This window comes from Bacteroidia bacterium, assembly GCA_033391075.1.
Lineage (GTDB): Bacteria > Bacteroidota > Bacteroidia > J057 > J057 > JAWPMV01.
This window is the reverse complement of sequence record JAWPMV010000001.1, coordinates 3,066,343-3,084,312: the sequence shown is the minus strand read 5'-3', so window position 1 is coordinate 3,084,312 and position 17,970 is coordinate 3,066,343. Positions and strand designations below refer to the sequence as shown.

The 17,970-nt window shown below is 42.6% G+C and carries 14 protein-coding genes; 7 read left to right on the top strand and 7 right to left on the bottom strand.

Annotated elements, in window-relative coordinates; translation table 11 throughout:
- Positions 1–17 precede the first annotated feature (17 nt).
- The 4 genes from R8P61_12460 to R8P61_12445 all read right to left on the bottom strand — a co-directional run bounded on the left by R8P61_12460 (position 18) and on the right by R8P61_12445 (position 7,069).
- On the bottom strand, positions 18–1,892 hold the full coding sequence (locus R8P61_12460) for a thiol-activated cytolysin family protein (GenBank protein MDW3647872.1): 1,875 nt from the start codon (positions 1,890–1,892) through the stop codon (positions 18–20).
- A 173-nt stretch (positions 1,893–2,065) separates the two neighbouring features.
- Entirely contained in the window at positions 2,066–3,832 is a 1,767-nt protein-coding gene (locus tag R8P61_12455) for a thiol-activated cytolysin family protein (GenBank protein MDW3647871.1), read from the bottom strand.
- Between the two features lie 150 nt (positions 3,833–3,982).
- Complete coding sequence (locus R8P61_12450) at positions 3,983–5,746, bottom strand: thiol-activated cytolysin family protein (protein MDW3647870.1); 1,764 nt, start codon at positions 5,744–5,746, stop codon at positions 3,983–3,985.
- Between the two features lie 207 nt (positions 5,747–5,953).
- Positions 5,954–7,069, bottom strand: coding sequence for an AraC family transcriptional regulator (locus tag R8P61_12445; protein MDW3647869.1), 1,116 nt, complete (start codon positions 7,067–7,069; stop codon positions 5,954–5,956).
- A 191-nt stretch (positions 7,070–7,260) separates the two neighbouring features.
- On the opposite strand from R8P61_12445, the gene R8P61_12440 reads away from it, so the two are divergent.
- The 4 genes from R8P61_12440 to R8P61_12425 all read left to right on the top strand — a co-directional run bounded on the left by R8P61_12440 (position 7,261) and on the right by R8P61_12425 (position 11,407).
- Positions 7,261–8,622: a Gfo/Idh/MocA family oxidoreductase gene (locus R8P61_12440; GenBank protein ID MDW3647868.1), complete on the top strand. Its 1,362-nt coding sequence runs from the start codon at positions 7,261–7,263 to the stop codon at positions 8,620–8,622.
- 7 nt (positions 8,623–8,629) lie between these two features.
- Entirely contained in the window at positions 8,630–9,592 is a 963-nt protein-coding gene (locus R8P61_12435; protein MDW3647867.1) for an FAD:protein FMN transferase, read from the top strand.
- A gap of 109 nt (positions 9,593–9,701) precedes the next feature.
- Positions 9,702–10,625: a TIM barrel protein gene (locus R8P61_12430; protein ID MDW3647866.1), complete on the top strand. Its 924-nt coding sequence runs from the start codon at positions 9,702–9,704 to the stop codon at positions 10,623–10,625.
- Positions 10,626–10,693: 68 nt separating this feature from the next.
- Complete coding sequence (locus R8P61_12425) at positions 10,694–11,407, top strand: GDSL-type esterase/lipase family protein (protein MDW3647865.1); 714 nt, start codon at positions 10,694–10,696, stop codon at positions 11,405–11,407.
- Between the two features lie 173 nt (positions 11,408–11,580).
- On the opposite strand, the gene R8P61_12420 is transcribed toward R8P61_12425, so the two are convergent.
- Positions 11,581–12,312: a DUF6503 family protein gene (locus R8P61_12420; protein ID MDW3647864.1), complete on the bottom strand. Its 732-nt coding sequence runs from the start codon at positions 12,310–12,312 to the stop codon at positions 11,581–11,583.
- Between the two features lie 63 nt (positions 12,313–12,375).
- On the opposite strand from R8P61_12420, the gene R8P61_12415 reads away from it, so the two are divergent.
- Complete coding sequence (locus tag R8P61_12415) at positions 12,376–13,398, top strand: zinc-binding dehydrogenase (GenBank protein MDW3647863.1); 1,023 nt, start codon at positions 12,376–12,378, stop codon at positions 13,396–13,398.
- Position 13,399: 1 nt separating this feature from the next.
- Here the strand turns inward: R8P61_12415 and R8P61_12410 are convergent, their stop codons facing one another.
- A complete protein-coding gene (locus tag R8P61_12410) occupies positions 13,400–14,395 on the bottom strand; it encodes an endonuclease/exonuclease/phosphatase family protein (protein ID MDW3647862.1) in 996 nt (331 codons plus the stop codon).
- A gap of 70 nt (positions 14,396–14,465) precedes the next feature.
- Between R8P61_12410 and R8P61_12405 the strand changes: the two genes are divergently transcribed.
- Together R8P61_12405 and R8P61_12400 are read left to right on the top strand one after the other, a co-directional pair.
- Positions 14,466–15,770, top strand: coding sequence for a TonB family protein (locus R8P61_12405; GenBank protein MDW3647861.1), 1,305 nt, complete (start codon positions 14,466–14,468; stop codon positions 15,768–15,770).
- Between the two features lie 32 nt (positions 15,771–15,802).
- The gene (locus R8P61_12400) at positions 15,803–16,834 is read left to right on the top strand and encodes an aldose epimerase family protein (protein ID MDW3647860.1); all 1,032 of its coding nucleotides are present in this window, start codon (positions 15,803–15,805) and stop codon (positions 16,832–16,834) included.
- A gap of 1 nt (position 16,835) precedes the next feature.
- Here R8P61_12400 and R8P61_12395 read toward each other — a convergent pair whose 3' ends face one another.
- Positions 16,836–17,912 carry a hypothetical protein gene (locus R8P61_12395; protein ID MDW3647859.1) on the bottom strand — a complete coding sequence of 359 codons (1,077 nt, stop codon included), beginning with the start codon at positions 17,910–17,912 and terminating at the stop codon, positions 16,836–16,838.
- Positions 17,913–17,970: the final 58 nt, after the last annotated feature.

Here is a 17,970-nt window from a genome sequence, read left to right as displayed (position 1 = left end):
TTTTTGATGATTATTTTCTAATTCGTTACAATATTATAGGTCTCAGAAAAATTCCCATTTTTCAGGATGGTGAAAGAAGTCCCCGCTTTATTGAACAGGAAGGTCGAAAAGTCAAGAGGATCATCATTGGTGCTCAATCGCAATGCAGCTCCCACTTGTGGGAAAGGAAAATTTCCATCGGCTAATTCATCCAGGGTTTTTACATCCCCGTAAAAAGCGACAGTTGATCCGCTTATCTCTCTTACGCTATAGGGTACAAAACGATTCCCTGCTTTATTGAATTGATAACAAACAGTGGTCTCCTGCCTGTTGCCCAATATTGTAATAGCTACCTGGCTTGCAAAATAGGCTGCACCTACTCCTGCATCTCCACCTGCATTAGCTTGAAGAAAGGGGTGCTCACCATCAGGGCCCCATATGCTGAGATTTCTCACATTGCTCCAGCTTCCATTATCCCTCTGCAAGGCATATTGCAGCCCATCGGCAGAAAACAGCATGATTTGATCCTGCCAGATTTGGGCAGCACCGGCCGAAGTAAATGGACTGCCGGCAAGAGGTCCCTGATCACTACTTGCTCCTAAGTCATAGATGCCCTGAACCTGGTTATTTCTGATCTCGGCGTATTGCGTTCCGGATTGATTAAAGAGGATCGAATTACTGAGGTCTTGGTCAACTCCTGTTGCGAAACCTATGCCTTCATTGTCGAAAATGCCGAACCATGCATGGGTATAAGTCGGAGGCGCACTCGAATAAACGCTTTGACAATAAGGAACGCTGAATCTGCTATTGATTCCTATTCCTACATCTACATGCGGCAATGCCAATGATTCCATTTTATAGGAGAGCGGGACGCCCGTATTTATGCTGCCACCTTCAGTCAGGAATTGCTTTACCGCATTGAAATCTCCGCTAAAGGTAGCTGCTGCTTGTTGAGAATCTCCTCCCATAGCGAATACGCGTATGCTTACTTCTTCAAGGTCTCCTACGTAGGTTGCATCGGCTTCCAAACTTCCATTTGCAAGGGCAGCATCGTAAGAATTTGAAATCGAAGCCTTCATTTTTGTTGCACTGGCTTTGGAAGTGATCATCAGATAATAGCGTCTTCCGTAAGTAACAGATTTGATGTAAACAGGTGGATTGTTATTCCCCATATAAGGATTTAGATCATCTACACTCACAGATTCATCAAAAACCTCCGCCTCGCTATTTGGACTAATGTAAATGATGGTATAATATTTCTGCACAAAATCCACCAGAATACTATTGTACTCCGTCCGGGTATCAGCTGAGATTTTTGCATTAAAGTCATTGGTGAGTGTTTCTGCGTCTACCTGCATAGCGAGTGCAAGTTCTTCTGTTGACCTGACTTCTTTCTGGTCATAAGTGAAATTGGCAGGAAGAACTCCATTATTCTGAGCAATGATTTCATTGATACCCTCTATGACATTGGCCTGATTTACTTCATCTACGCTAAACTGGGTACTGTTGCTTCCATTAACCAGGTTAATGGTGAAAGTACCGCCCGATCTTTTTACATCAATTACCTCCGGGGTGGCCTGGGTCAGGGAAGCACCCTGAAGAAGATTCCCGGGCCAGACTACATCTGAATTGGGATCGTAGGTACGATAATCCCCCACAGCTCCAACGGCATCAACTTCTATGGTTTCACATACCCAATTATTAGGGATGTCGAAATCGGGATTAGCGGTATCACGTGATACATCCAGATTACTTGAAGAACCGGGCAGGCCGCTACTGGCTACCAGATCGGCGATACTTTCGGTATTGGGTCCGGGGGTGTCTCCGCCTCCGCCATTTTCCTCACAAGAGAAAAATAGACAACTGACAAGGAAAGCGACAGTTAAAATTTTAATTCTTTCTTGAAGGTTCATTGTTTTGCACGTTAAATAAATTTCAATCCTATAGGCGTAAAGCATGGGGGAAAGTGACAATGCGATTTGAAAAAAAGTGCGTGCCTGCCCCCATGGAGCAGACACGCGCAAAAGCTCCTGAGTTTGAGGTCCTTCAGAAACTTTTTCCAAAAGAACGGTTCAGGGAAAATTTTTTAGAGTTGGTAATAGCCAATTACTGCGGGGCCGCCGCTTTGGTAAATCGCATAGTTCGTACCTGTTTCGTCAAATAAAATATAATACCTGTCTGAGAATTGAAGTCTTACCGCAGCTCCAACTGTCTCAAGGGGAAGGGAATTATCTATGCCAAACTCCCATAGACCATAGATTCTTTCAAAAGGTTGGAGATAGTTATAAAAAGTAAACTGATCACCGGTTTTGTTAAAATGAAGGACACGATCCGTTACATCTTCACAGGCAGCACCGACTCCGGTAAATTCCCAGGGATGGTCATCTCTTCCCCATAGCCTAAGAGGAGTAACGGCACCATGTGTCCCATCAGTTCTCAATCGTGAATAAAATACACCGGACTTATCATGGAAGTAAAGATTTCCATTAGAGAATAATTGAGCGGCCCCAACATCATCCATGGGGATAACCTTCAAGGGGGCATTCGGATCTTTTATGCTAAAGGGACCGGAATAGCTCAAATTGTCAATGTCCATTTCATAGTATGCCGTTCCTGCCATATTGAAGAGGACTACGGTACCCCAATTGGTCATGCTGGCGGCACCTACAGAGTCTATTGCATCTCCCCAGAATGCTGTGAAAGGAGGTGGATTGTCATCAAAGATTTTAGGCTCACAAACGACTGTTTCATATTGTGTGGCTACTTTTATAGCTACATCCTGATGGGTTTCCAGGCTTCTGACAACATAGGAAAGCGGAACCCCGGTTCTATAATCTCCTCCTTGGGTAAGGAAATCACCTACGGCTTGCATATCTCCGTTGAAGGTTGCCAAAGCCAATCCCTGGTCTCCACCCAAAGCAAATACTTTGATGTTACTACTTTCCAAATCCTTTACATATTTAGCTCCGGCTGAAAGACTTCCGCCTGTTACACCTGCATCATAGGTGGCTTTGATGGAAGCTTTTATGTCCAAACGAGAAGAAGTAGATTCTACCATAAGAAAGAACTTCCTTCCATAGGTAACAGAAGAAATATAGGTGCCGGGATTACCTTCGCCGATATAGGGTGCAAGATCTGATGGACTAACATTCTCACCGAAAAATTTTGAGTAAGAGGTAGGTTTCTCAAAAATCATGGTGTAAAAATTCTGGGTCAGCGTCACCAGGTAACTATGCATATTTTGATTGCTGCTGATGCTGAGTTTTCCTTTTACATCTGTGGAAAGTGTATTGTAGTTTACCCCCATTTTGAATGCCATCTGCTCCTGAGACTGAACCTCTTCAAAGGTATAGGTGAACTGCGCGGGTAGAATACCATTATTCTGATCAATGATGCTATTGAGTGCCTGGATGATATTTCCCTGACTCACGATATCCATACACTGCTGGGTACCTTTGGAGCCATTGACCAGGTCAATCGTTACGCAACCTGCCCCTCTGTCAACTACGATGGGATTTGGATTGCTCTCGGTGATAGAGTTTCCCTGCAGTAAATTTCCGGGCCAAATGATCTCCGAACTGGGATTGAAATTGAAGTACTGCTCTCCTGCCTGTACGAAATCATATTCTTTGGTTACGCAAATCCACTCTTCATTTCCCTGCATGACTACGGAAGAGTCGAGGGTACTGCTATCTGATGAGGTTGTGAATGGCTCAAAGCTTCCTCCAGAAGCAACTACAGTTTCAAAACTTTGTGGACCTCCGGGTCCAGGTTCGCCACCTTCACATGCTCCACAAGCAATGCTTATAAGGGCTATGATAGATAGATAAAAGGCGTTCTTTAAAATAGTCATTGTCTTGCGCGTTAATTGTTGAAATTGGATTTCCCAATTGAGTTCAGATCTTTACGCGTAAAGCGTATCGAAAAGTGACAATCCGAATTGATATTTTTTTTGAAATAGGAATGAGGCGGGTTTTGCCTCATTCCATAAAATGATCAGGGTTTACAATCGATATAATCCTATGGTACCTTCACCGCCTTTATAAATACTGTAAGCTGTTCCTGTTTTGTCAAAGAAAATCCAGTATCGGTTGGCAAGTTCGAGTTTCAATGCGGCCCCTACAGCATCATGTGGGATACCATCAATACCAAATTCGTTCAGGTTGCGTTCTGGTTTAATTTCACCTGTCCGGGTATGGTAATAGATATATTTCGTCCCATCCTTTTTGAAATGCATATTCCAATCTCCTACATCTTCACAGGCTGCTTCTATGCCTTGCAAATCCCAGGGATGATTATTGTTTCCCCATTGGCTTAATGGAAAGGTATTTCCATAGGTTCGATCAGGGTTTATGTGGGTAAAGAATATTCCGTTAATATCATGGAAATATAGCCTGCCATTTGAAAGAAGTTGTGCTGCTCCTATTGCATCGAAAGGATGATCTTTGAGCGGTGCATTGGGATCATCGAGGGTAAAAGGACCACTAGAAGTTAAAGAGGTTAAGTCCATTTCGTAGTACTCTGTACCTGCCTTATTGAAAAGGATTACGGTTCCCCATTCGGTGGTTGTTGCTGCTCCAACAGAGTCCATTACGTCTCCCCAGAAAGCGGTAAAAGGAGGAGGGTTGTCATCGAAGATTTTCGGTTCACATACAACAGTTTCATACTTGGTAGCTACTTTGATCGCTACGTCCTGATGGGTTTCCATGCTTCTTATTACATAAGAAAGCGGTACTCCCGTTCTGTAATCTCCTCCCTGGGTAAGGAAATCTCCTACTGCCTGCATGTCTCCATTGAAAGTAGCCAAGGCCAATCCCTGATCACCACCTAAAGCAAATACTTTGATGTTGCTGCTTTCAAGATCTTTTACGTAGCGAGCTCCTGCATCCAGGCTCCCGCCGCTTACCCCAGCGTCATAGGTTGCTCTGATCGAAGCCTTTATATCAGTTCTGGAAGAAGTAGACTCTACCAGGAGGAAGAATTTTCTTCCATAAGTAACTGATGAAATATAGGTAGCAGGATTGCCAGGACCGATATAGGCTTGTAAGTCAGCAGGTGTTACATTCTCATCAAAAAACTTTGCATAAGAAGTAGGTTTCTCAAAAATCATGGTATAGAAGTTCTGGGTCAGGGTAACCAGGTAACTATGCATATTCTGGTTGCTGCTGATGCTCAATTTCCCTTTTACATCGGTGGAAAGGGAATTATAGTTAACACCCATTTTGAAAGCCATCTGTTGTTGAGATTGAACTTCTTCGAAGGTGTAGGTGAACTGAGCGGGAACGATTCCATTATTTTGATCGATGATGCTGTTGAGTGCCGCGATGATGTTGCCCTGACTCACAACGTCCATGCATTGTTGGGTGCCTTGGGAACCGTTGACAAGATCGATGGTTACACAGCCCGCTCCTCTGTCAACCACGATGGGATTGGGATTGCTTTCGGTAATGGAGTTTCCCTGAAGTATATTCCCGGGCCATATAATCTCCGAACTTGGATTGAAGTTGAAATATTGTTCTCCTGCCTGAACGAAGTCGTATTCCTTGCTTACACAAATCCATTCTTCATTTCCCTGCATGACCACAGAAGAATCGAGGGTGGTACTATCAGATGAAGTAGTAAAAGCTTCAAAGTTTCCTCCCGAAGCAACTACGGTTTCAAAACTTTGAGGACCACCAGGACCGGGTTCTCCTCCTTCACATGCCCCACAGGCAATGGAAAATAGAGCGATGATAAATAGATAAAAGGCGTTCTTGAAAAGATTCATTGTCTTGCGCGTTAATTGTTGAAATGGATTTTCCCAATTGAGTTCAGATCTTTACGCGTAAAGCGAATTCGAAAGTGACAATGGGAATTCAATTTTTTTTAAATCCTGTTGATTATGGCCTCAAAAAGCGCGAAACAAGCACAAGAATCGTCTTTCTGCTTTAATTTTAAAGCAGGCGTACCTTTTTTGAAATACTTGAAATGGGAATCAGGCTACCTTTTTCAGGCTCTTTTTGTATTGAGAAGGGGTTTGCCCGGTCATTTTCTTGAAAACCGAATTAAAAGTGGATTTTGATTTGAAGCCGGCTTCGTAGGCAAGGCCTAATATGCTGAAATGATCAAAAGCAGGATCGTCCAGGTTTCGTTTTACTTCTTCCACCCGAAAAGCGTTGATAAAATCGAAGAAGTTTTTTTGTGCGTGTTCATTGATGATTTGGGAAAGATAACCAGAACTCAACCCCATTTTTCTTGCAAGCAATCCAAGGCTTAAGTCCTGATCATGGTATAATTTTTCACGTTCAACCAGCTCTACCAATTCCTGATAATAGGTCTCAGTATTTTTAGATAGTTCAGGGGAATTTTTCGCTTCTGCTTTCTCACTTTCCACTTCTTCTTTCAACTCCAGCAAATCCTTTTTTACAAAAAGAGAATAGGCAATATAATAGACCAATAGCGTCTCTAGAAAAAATAAGGGATAGTAGTAGCTCAAGTCATTGGGGGAAATGAGGAAGATGACTAACCAGGCACATCCTATAAGCAGGAAGAACTGGAGGATTCTTTTTAGCCAGTTGAAACTGCGAGACTCAAGGTTTGCATATCGCCTCAGCAATTGCTCCTGGTGTTTTCCTAATTTGTACATCCCGACAGCGGCTACAGTGATGAAGCCCAGCACACTTAGACCTTCTATCCAATCAAAGACTTGATTGATAAATAGATTTTCGGCTTTGAATCGGACTAAATCTGTTAGGTAGAGGTATAAAATCCACAACTGAAAAAGAAGCTCTATAGCGAAAGGAAGTAAGCCTGCATATTCCAATCGCCCAAACTTATAGCTGGGATCGATGAGGTATTGAATTCCATAATAAAGGGCGAAGGGGCCAATAAGTAGTTGGTAGAAGGGAAGAACCTTTATAACAGGATAGATTTCAGGAAGGCTACTTTCTTTAAGGGCAACCAAAGAAAGCGTTAGAGAAAAGGAGAAAAAGAGCAAGGCGAAAAACCTATAGGATATAAAGCCTTTATTTGCATGCTTATGAATCAAAAAGGAAATCAAGAGCCCTTGCAAGGCTCCCAGGACGAGTACTGTATGTAAGGCGGGATTCAAACAGCTATGAGTAAATCAATTCGATTCTTCAAAGAGAATTTGGAGGATGGAGTTAGTACTTTTTATCGATTTATGAAAATCATAGCTGTATTTTATCAATTTATCAAAGAGGAGCAATGACTTTTGGTAAAAGACTTTGATTTACGGCCAAGCACTTTTATCTTGAAAAAGCCGAACAAAAAATTACTACTATGAAAGAGAATACCTCAAAAAATTTCAACCGCAGAGACTTTGTAAAAAGTTCTGCCTTAGCTATGGGCGGCTTGATGGCCATGCCCGTAGGTGCTGGTGCGTATGCCGGCGGTGATGATGCTATAAAAGTCGGACTCATCGGTTGTGGAGGCCGTGGAACCGGAGCCATTGTACAGGCCCTGAGTTCCGGTCAAAACGTTCAATTGGTTGCTATGGCTGATGCCTTTCAGGACCAGGTCGATAAGAGCTATGCCAATATTACAAAGGCAGAGTTTAAGGACTGGACCGGAAATTCTGCCAGTGTCAAAGACAGAGTAAAAGTAAGTGATGATTCTAAATTTGTGGGCTTTGATGCCTATCAAAAAGTGATCGACATGGTAGATGTAGTAGTCATTGCTACTCCTCCAGGATTCCGTCCCTATCATTTTGAAGCTGCAGTGAAAGCGGGCAAACATGTTTTCATGGAAAAACCTTTGGCAACGGATGCTACCGGAGTCAGAAAAGTCCTGGCAGCTGCTGAGGAAGCCAAAAAGAAGAAACTCAATGTTGTCGTAGGTCTGCAAAGGCACTACCAAACGGTATATAGAGAGTGGGTAAATAGAATCCATGATGGAGCCATAGGCGATATCATGACTGCCCATGTATATTGGAACAGTGCTGGTGTTTGGGTGAGAGATCGTGCTATGCTTGAAAAGAAAGCTGGCCGTAAAATCACCGAGATGGAATACCAAATGAGAAATTGGTACTATTTCAATTGGTTATGTGGGGATCATATCACCGAGCAGCATATCCACAACCTCGATGTAGGTAATTGGGTCATGAATGGCTATCCGGTTCGTGCCCATGGTATGGGAGGTCGTGAAGTGAGAAATGGAGCTGACCATGGCCAGATTTTTGACCACCACTTTATAGAATTTGAATATGAGAATGGTGCACGTATGTTTAGCCAGTGCCGTCATATCAAAAACTGTATGAACCGCGTGAGTGAATCTTTCCAGGGAACCAAAGGAAGTGCGCCTAAACCTGGATTACTCAAAGATGCTTCAGGAGAAAAAATCTGGGAACATAGAGGAAAAAATGATCCCAACCCTTATCAGGTTGAGCATGATGAACTTTTTGCTGCTATTGCAAAAGGTGAATACAAATATGCGGATGCCCACAATGGAGCTATGAGTACCATGACCTCTATTTTAGGTAGAATGGCTAGTTACTCTGGTATTGCAGTAGATATGAAAGAAGCACTCGCTTCGGATCATAATCTCATGCCTGAAAAATTCCATTTTGAAGCAGATCCTCCGGTTATGCCAGATGAAAAAGGCAATTATTATGTGCCTGTTCCTGGAAAGCATAAGCCATTCTAGAGAATATATGATAAGGAAGCTCGGACTTCTGTGCTGTTTGCTGGCTGTGGGAATAGGTCTTTTTGCTCAAGATCTGAGACGCTATTCTTTCTCCTCTCCTCATATGGGTACAACTTTTAGAATTGTACTCTATGCCGAGGATAGCCTGCAAGCTGCTACAGTAGCCCGAGCTGCTTTTTTTCGAATCGAAGAACTCAATGAAAAATTGAGTGATTATTTGCCGGATAGCGAATTGAATCGACTTTCTGCTACTGCGGGTTCTGGTGAATTTGTTCCGGTTAGCGAGGAACTCTGGACGGTTCTTCTTGCCTCCCGTTTCTATTCTCGAAAATCGAAAGGAGCCTTTGATGTTAGTATTGGCCCCTTAAGCAGGTTGTGGAGAAGGGCAATGAGGAAAGCTGCCTTTCCAGAAGCAGATAAATTAGAAAAAGCCCGTTCCCTATTAGGTTGGAAATCTATCAAACTGAGAAAAGCTTCTCAACGTGTAAAGCTGAAGAAAGCTGGGATGAAATTGGATTTGGGAGGCATAGCTAAAGGATATGCGGTAGATGAAGTCTTTGCAATTTTACAGGAAGCAGGCTTCAAGATAGCATTGGTAGATGGAGGGGGAGATTTGTTGCTAGGGGATCCACCTCCGGGAAAAGAAGGATGGACCATAGAAGTTCCTGCCTATAGCTTTCCTGAAGATGAAAAGAAAGATTTACTAGTCTTGAATAATTGCAGTGTTGCCACATCCGGAGATACCTATCGCTACATAGAATTGGAGGGAGTCAGGTATTCCCATATCATAGATCCGCGTTCTGGTCTGGGAATCAGTAAAAGGAGAATGCTTACTGTGATCGCTAGCACAGGAATAACGGCAGATGCATTAGCATCTGTTTTCAGTATTGTAGGGAAAGAGGATGAGCAAAGGATTCGGAAGAAATATAAGGATGCGTCTTTAAAGGTCCGGCTGATTGAGTGGCCCTAGGGAAGTTCAAGTGCAAGTATCAAGTTCAAGTTCAAGTGACATTCTATGCCTAAAGCATCTTGGCAAATTTATTAACACAAAATCTATTTAACCTACTACATACCACAAAATGGAAAGAAGAAAATTTATCAAAAACTCTCTTACAGCTGCCGCCGCAGGTGGCATTATGACGGGAAGTGCGATAGAAACTATGGCTAGTAGCCCAAAAGCAAAAGCAGAGCCCTTTAAAATGAAATTCGCGCCTCACCTGGGGATGTTTAAGCACAGTGCAGGCGATGATCCCATCGATCAGCTAAACTTTATGGCAGATATGGGTTTTTCTGCTTTTGAGGATAATGGGATGAAAAACCGCAGCATAGAGACGCAGGAGAATATGGCCAAAACTATGCAAAAGCGCGGATTGGAAATGGGCGTTTTTGTAGCACATAAGATTTATTGGAATAAACCAACTTTAGCAAAAGGAGATGAAGATTCCCGCAGTGAGTTTTTGGGACATATCAAAGACTCGGTGGAAGTAGCAAAAAGGGTGAATGCTAAATGGATGACGGTAGTTCCTGGATTTGTGGATCTGAGACAGGACATCGGATATCAAACAGCTCATGTGATTGAAAGCCTGAAACAGGCCAGTGCCATTCTAGAACCTCATGGCTTGGTCATGGTCCTGGAACCTCTCAACTTTCGCGATCACCCCGGACTTTTTCTCAATAAAATCGCTCAGGCATTTACCATTTGCCAGTCAGTAGCTAGTCCTAGCTGTAAGATCCTCTTTGATATGTATCACCAGCAAATCCATGAGGGAAATATCATTCCCAATATAGATTTGGCATACGATGAAGTCGCCTACTTCCAGATCGGAGATAATCCCGGTCGTAAAGAGCCGACTACCGGCGAAATTAATTACAAGAATATCTTCAAACATATTCATGATAAAGGGTTTACTGGTATTCTCGGCATGGAACATGGAAATTTCCACAAAGGAAAAGAAGGAGAAGAAAAGTTGATTGCAGCTTATAGAGAGGTTGATAGTTTCTAGACGATTCTCTTTAGGTAAATATTTCTGTCCTTTATAAATTCTGTTATTAATCAGAACAAGATAATCATATGCAATTTTTTTATAGAAGCCTTTCCTTTTTCCTCCTCGTACTCTTTTCCCTGACTTTATCTCTGGCTCAGGAAAACCAAAAGAAGGAAAATCCACTAGCCAGACTGGAAAAGGAAGTTCAGGCATTTGAGGCAAAGGATAAAGAGTCGGCTCCTCCCGAAGACCCAATTCTGTTGGTCGGGAGTTCATCTGTTCGCTTCTGGATGACGATGAAGAAAGACCTGGCTCCCCTACGTGTTATGAATCGGGGATTTGGAGGCTCAACATTTCCCGAACTCCTTTACTATTATGATCGTCTGGTAAAACCTTATAGTCCAAAGGCTATTCTGGTATATGAAGGAGACAATGATTTGCTCATGGAAGGCATGACTCCCGAGAATGTTTTGAACAATATGAAAAGCTTTTATAGCAGGGTGCAAAATGACTTTCCTGGTGTAAAAGTCTGGTTCATATCCATCAAGCCTTCCATTGCTCGTGCGAACTTATTGGAGACTATGCAGGAAAGCAATCGATTGGTGAAAGCATATGCTGCTCAAACCGAGCACATGGAGTTTCTGGATGTCGCCAGTCCTATGCTAAATGAAGACGGAAGTATCAAAGATGACATTTTCGTTCGCGACAATCTTCATATGAACGCGAAAGGTTATGCTATCTGGACGAAGATAATTCATCCGGCATTATTAAAAGAATACAGCAAAAAAGGCATAGAATAGACGATTTGCGAAGATCGCACACTAGGCTATTGGCTTTTTCGTTGTATATTCACTATGTAAATGAAACCCTGTAATCGATGTGGAAATTTAATGCTAGGGAAATAATTTCAACATCAGCCTCAGGGCCGTAAATGAAACAAGCCGTCGCAGATAAAGCGACGGCTTTGTATTTTCTAGGGATTGGGGATAACTTCTCCACTTTCTACTATATCCGTCCCCAGTAGTTTTTCTTCCGGCCAATCATACCAGGTCCTTTCTTTCGGGAGTTTCATCGATCCCACTTTCGTCAGGCCTTTCAGGAAAATCATCTCTCCTTTTTGATCCGCTTCATTTTTGTAAAATTGATAGACTTCCATCTGGTAGGTTTCAGGATTGATATAAAATTTCCAAATGTCTATGCCCACTTCCGGACTATAACTTACCTTCAAAACCCAGTATTTTTTCCCTTTCAACTCCAGCTCTTCCACTTTGGGATCTAGAATCGCACTTTCATCCATCAACTTCATCGGCAATCCATAGAGGTAAATATTATAGTTTCGCATACGCGCGGTATTTTTACAGGTCAGTTTAAACCTCATTTTCTCCTCCTGCCTGATATCGGCTGAGCCATTGACTTCATGATAACAGGAATCGCCGATGATTTTACTCAGGAGCATTCTTTCACTCCTTTCCTGACGAGATACATAATCATGGGAGGGCATAAACATTTCCACTGCCGTATTGACGACTAAGCCACTGGCATATTCTCCGCGGAGGTTTAGATTGATTTGTGATTTGTACCAAAGATTCTCCGGATCGTGAAAGGCGATGGTTTTTTTCAATAGCTCTTCTGCGGAAGGCATTTGTGCCTGAAGCAGCGAAAATGAACAGCAAAAGAGGACCGTATATAGAAAGCTTTTACTCATGATGTTTTCTTAGAATTAGTAGAATTATCCCAAAGAAAGTAATTTCCCCTAAATTACCGTCTTATGAAAGCAGCATTTCTTGTAAAAACAGGCCACGCAGCCGGAGCATTTGAAATTCGCGAAACTTCCAAACCTGAGATCTCCGATAGCCAGGTACTGATTGAAGTTGAAGCATTCGGCTTGAACTTTGCCGATGTGATGGCGCGACTGGGTATGTATAGAGATGCTCCTCCCATGCCCGCTATTTTAGGATATGATGTGGTTGGAAATGTAGTTGAAAAAGGCAAAAATGTAGATCATGTGGAAACAGGAGATCGGGTATTGGCCCTGAGTCGATTTGGGGGCTATGCTGAATTTACGGCTACCGAAGCGGCAGGAGTTGTAAAGATCCCTGCTAGCATGGATGCTGCTGAGGCTACGGCTTTGGCTACTCAATATGGTACTGCCTATTATATGATAGATGATCTTACTAAAGCTCATGAAGGAGATCATGTCCTGATCCATGCCGCTGCAGGAGGGGTGGGAACAGCATTGGTTCAGTGGGCCGTGCATAAAGGATGTATCATTTACGGAACCGCAGGATCAGCAGCAAAACTTGAGTATTTAAAAAATATGGGAGTACATCATCCCATCAATTACCGCGAGGAAGATTTTTTTGAAAGGATTGAGCAGATAAGAGGAGAATCGGGATTGGACCTGATTTTTGATCCGGTAGGAGGAAAGTCAGTAAAAAAAGGGATGAAGCTACTTGGAGCAGGTGGACGCCTGTTTGTATTTGGGGCTTCTTCTATGACTTCTGCGAAAAATATCTTTCAGAAAATTGCTGTTGGATTGGGATTTGGCTTCTACCATCCCATAGGGCTCGTAGGACCTAGCAAATCGATTTTAGGTGTAAATATGCTACGGATAGCAGATAATCGCCCTGAGACCCTGCAGCGCGTCCTGAATCAATGCGTGCACTTTGCAGAGCAAGGAGTTTTTAAGCCTACGATCGGAGGGAAGTACAAAATAGATCAATTGGCCGAGGCCCATGATGCCCTGGAAAAAAGGAAGACCATGGGGAAACTGGCCATCTACTGGAAATAACTTACTTCTTTTCTCGCTTTCTTCTCAAATTCAGCGTCGCAACTACCTGTCCATGGTCAGACTGCCATTGATTGGGTTCATCCCTGCTCAGGGTTTCGTCCAATAGATGGTCATTGAAAATATGAACATAGTTCACTGCCCCTATGGATTTGGGATTTTCCTTTACCAATTCCTCACTCACCATGATATGATCCAGGGCTTCATGAAAACCATTGTGAATATGGGTAAAATAATGATCGTGATAACTTCTGCGCGCCTGAATGTCTTTCACATGATAGAGGAGTACATCCCAGATTTTCTTTTTCACTTCCTGGGGATATCGCTTATGGGGAGGCTCTCCTGAAATCGTACGGGAGGTTACGGATAGACCATTATCATTTACATCTCCCAACAAAATGACGGGATGAGATCGAAACATCAGATCCTTCATGAGAAGTTCACGCAATGCCGCTGCCTCAGCTCCCCTTCTGATCAAGGCTCTTACCTGTCCCTTGGCCAGGGCGACGGGATCCTTACGGCTTTCCTTCCCTTCAAACAAAGGTCGCTTGGATTTGAGGTGAACTACATATACACAGAAAGTCAATTCCTCATTGATCTTTAGCATGCTTTTGAGAATGGGGCGGGAAAAATCATCAATAGGTATTTTCTGCCCTTCCATTTCCAACTGAGAAGGAAAAGCTTCAAATACTTCTGACTCCAAAATCGGAAAACGACTGGCGATCGCCACTCGGGGCAACTTGCCATTGGCTGCGGCAACTTTAACATGTGCATCTTTTAGCTTTTCGGTTTTTTTCAGCACATCGCGAAGCGCAGCTTCATGAAAAACTTCCTGAAAGCCGACGATATCAACTTCCATTTTATCGATCTGCTTCGCTATCCAATTTATTTTCTTTTCATAGGTGTCCTTATCGTATCCTTCACGTTCATAATAGGGGAGACCTTGAGAAACGAGATTGAGGAGATTAAAGGTGCCTACCTTCAGGTCTTTTTGTAACATGCCATCTTTTTTTGTCGAGCTAAGTTACAATTTCTTCCCTTTTATTAAATTTGTCGAAATTTGAGATAAAATGAAGAGAATACTATCATCTAGCCTTATCATTCTTTGTATATATCTGTTTACTCCCCTTGGGATGCTCGCTCAGGCTGAGGAACCGGGGATCAATGACTTCGTATTTGTGGATAAAGAACCCAGTCCCACAAATATCAGCGATATCCGGAATGCAATTGGATATCCGGAGGAAGCCATTAATGATAATACTGAGGGAACCGTTGTTATTCGCGTCCTGGTGGACGAAACGGGAAATTATGTAAAGCATAAAATTGTCAAAGAAATCCACCCGGCCCTGGCAGGAGCTGTCGAATCCCAGATCGCCAATGTGAAGTTCGAACCTGCGATGCAGGAGGGTAAGGCTGTAAAATATTGGGTAAACTTGCCTTTCCCCTTTAAGTTGGTTGATGAAGAAGACATCATCCGAGAGCAAATCGAGGAACTGACCCAGGAAATCCAGGTCACTCCGGATAATTATGAGCTTTGGCACAAACGTGGAGTACAAAGAAGCAGGGTAAGAGACTATGCAGATGCTGTAGTAGACTTTGAAGAAAGCCTTCGCCTTAATCCCCGGAAAAACAAAAAGAAGAAAGCCAAGAATACCTATGAATACCTCTTCTATGCTCAGTACAGCAAAGGAGCGGCTTATGTTCAAATGGAAAAATTTGAGGAGGCAATCGCCGATTATGATATGGCGTTGAGCTATGCCAATGAAATGGCTGTTGAGGATGAAGGGGTTAAGGAAACTCTATCCAGCCTTTATCTGGAAAGAGGATATGCAAAAGGATTGAGTGGGAATTATGAAGGAGCAAAAAAAGACTATCGTTGGGTCATCGCCAATGATGAGGACGCGAAATGTGGAGTGTATCGCTTGCTTGCGGATATCGGTATTGAGGAAAAAAATTATGGGGAACTGGTAGAGATTTATGATGGATTGCTGGAATGCGATCCTGGAGATGAGATGCTAAATTATAGCCGGGGCTTCTATAAGCTCAAAAATGGAATGGACAAAGAGTCATTATCCGATTTTGCTATCGTAACGGAAAAGAGCGATACCCGACTTATGCAAATTGCCGCTCATAATCACGCAGCAATGGCCTATATGAATATGGGAGAGCTGGACAATGCACTAGCAGAACTGGATAAATCTTTTGTATTAAATTCATTGTTAGGGCAAACCTATTTGTTTAAAGCCAAAATTCTGATTAAGAAAGGAAGTCGGGAAGAAGCTTGCAAAGTTTTAAGAAGAGGTCTGGCTATAGGATTGGAAGCAGATGAATTGGATGAAGGGGAAAAATTGCTAAAAGAAAACTGCGCAGAATAAGGATCTATTTATAGGTCTAAACAAAAACACACATGAAAAAAGCTGTTTTTGGGAAAACCAAAGACGGGGAGGAAGTACATATATTTCACCTGTCTAATGGAAAAATTGAAGCTGAGATCATCAATTATGGAGCAATCCTGAAATCTCTGAAAACGCCAGACAGAAATGGCAAACTGGGAGATGTGGTATTGGGATTTGATGAGCTGGAAGGATATCTCGGACCACATCCCTGTTTTGGTACCGTAAATGGACGATTTGCCAATAGAATTGCAAAAGGGAAGTTTTACCTTAAAGGCTTCGAATTCAATCTTGCGATCAACAATGGACCTAATCACCTGCATGGGGGCCTCAAAGGCTTCGATAAAGTTTTATGGGAATATGAATTGGTCGAGGGAGTAGAAGGGGTAAAACTGATTTATAATAGCCCTCATGGAGAAGAAGGATATCCCGGTAACCTCAGAGTGGAGGTTACCTATCAGCTCACGGATAGAAATGGCTTAAAGATCGACTACCGGGCTGAAACGGATCAGGATACTGTCTTAAACTTAACCAATCATACCTATTTCAATCTAGCCTTGGAAGGAAATGCAATGGATCATGAATTGAAGATCTATGCAGGGGCTTATACGCCTACAGATGAAAGCAATATTCCCACCGGGGAATTCTTTAGGGTTTCAGACAGTCCCTTTGACTTTCGCGAATTCAAACGTATTTCTCAACATATCGGCGTTCCACATCCGCAACTCGATTATGGAAGCGGCTATGACCATAACTTTGTGTTAAATGGCACCAATGGAAAGTTTCGTCTGGTAGCTGAGGTCAAAGAGTCCATGACTGGAAGAAATATGGAAGTATATTCTTCCGAACCTGGCCTACAATTGTATACGGCCAATCATTTAAATGGAATCAAAGGAAAGGGAGATTTGGTGTATCATGCTCGGGAAGCCTTTTGCCTGGAGCTTCAGCATTTCCCGGATTCACCCAATCATCCCCATTTTCCAAGTACCCGTCTAAAGCCTGGTATGACTTACAGGCAGACAACGGAATACAGATTTCCTGAATAATTTATTGTTGGACTTTGCGATAAAGGTCTCTTTCGAGGGTATGGATACTGCCCCCGGTTTTATCCGCAATTTCTTTATAGTGAGGATGTATTTTTCCGCGATAATCGCAAAGGATAATCCGGACAGGCTTATTGATTTCAGTCAATAACTCCAGATCCCGAACCTCACTTTTATTATCAGCGATCAGGATTACATCATCAAATCCATCCAGATATTGCAAACCTGTCAGAATGGCTTCCAGATCATTTTCCTCCGGATCACCCCCATTGCCTTTCTTCATGACGTATTCCATGGTTTCGACAATCTCTTCCAGATCACTGGTTTTGGAGCGGTAAACGCCTCCGGTTTTGCCCATTCGCTTTTGCCAGGTCTTTTTATTGTTTCCATCATTGAAGAAAACAAAATGATTGACCCTGGCTCCCGTTACGGATTGATTGAGTTTATGCCAGATGACCAATTGGGCGCCATATTTATACATACTACCCGTCCAGTCCATAACTACCAGCATATTGTTCCATTGTGGATTTCTATCCATTACTTTGAAAACGGTAGAATCTTTAGTGGTAATTTTTCCGGATACTAATGCCCGCAATTGCTTGGCATCGGTAACCCTTTCTATGGTAGGTATTCTGCGAGGACGGTATTTTATGACAAAGCCATGGAAGTATTCTTTTGCTTTATCTTCTGTATCGCATTGAGTTTGGAGAATAAGGTTCCATTTTATGTCCGGATTTCTCAAAGTTGAATCCAGGGCAAAAAGAGACTCTAAACGATCCAGCAAGAGTTGCCGGTAGTTGGTTCTCCACCTGCTTATTTCTTTGGGATACTTGGTAAATACCAGGTCTATTTCATAGGCCTGATTTCGCTTACTTTTTTTGACCCAATCTTCATTGTTGAGGACTTCAAATTTCGCATACTCCATTCGCAAGGCGACTTGGGGTGTGAATTCTGCAAAATTGTAAAAGGGAATTTCATATTTCAAGAAGGTAACATCTCCATAGACTACCTTATCGTCTGCAAAGGATGTTTGGGTACAGAAGAGGGAAAAGATAAATACTATGCTTGCAAGGTGTTTCATAAGAAGGACATTCCTGTGTTTCCTTATATATCTAACGGATCAAGAGCTATTTGTTACA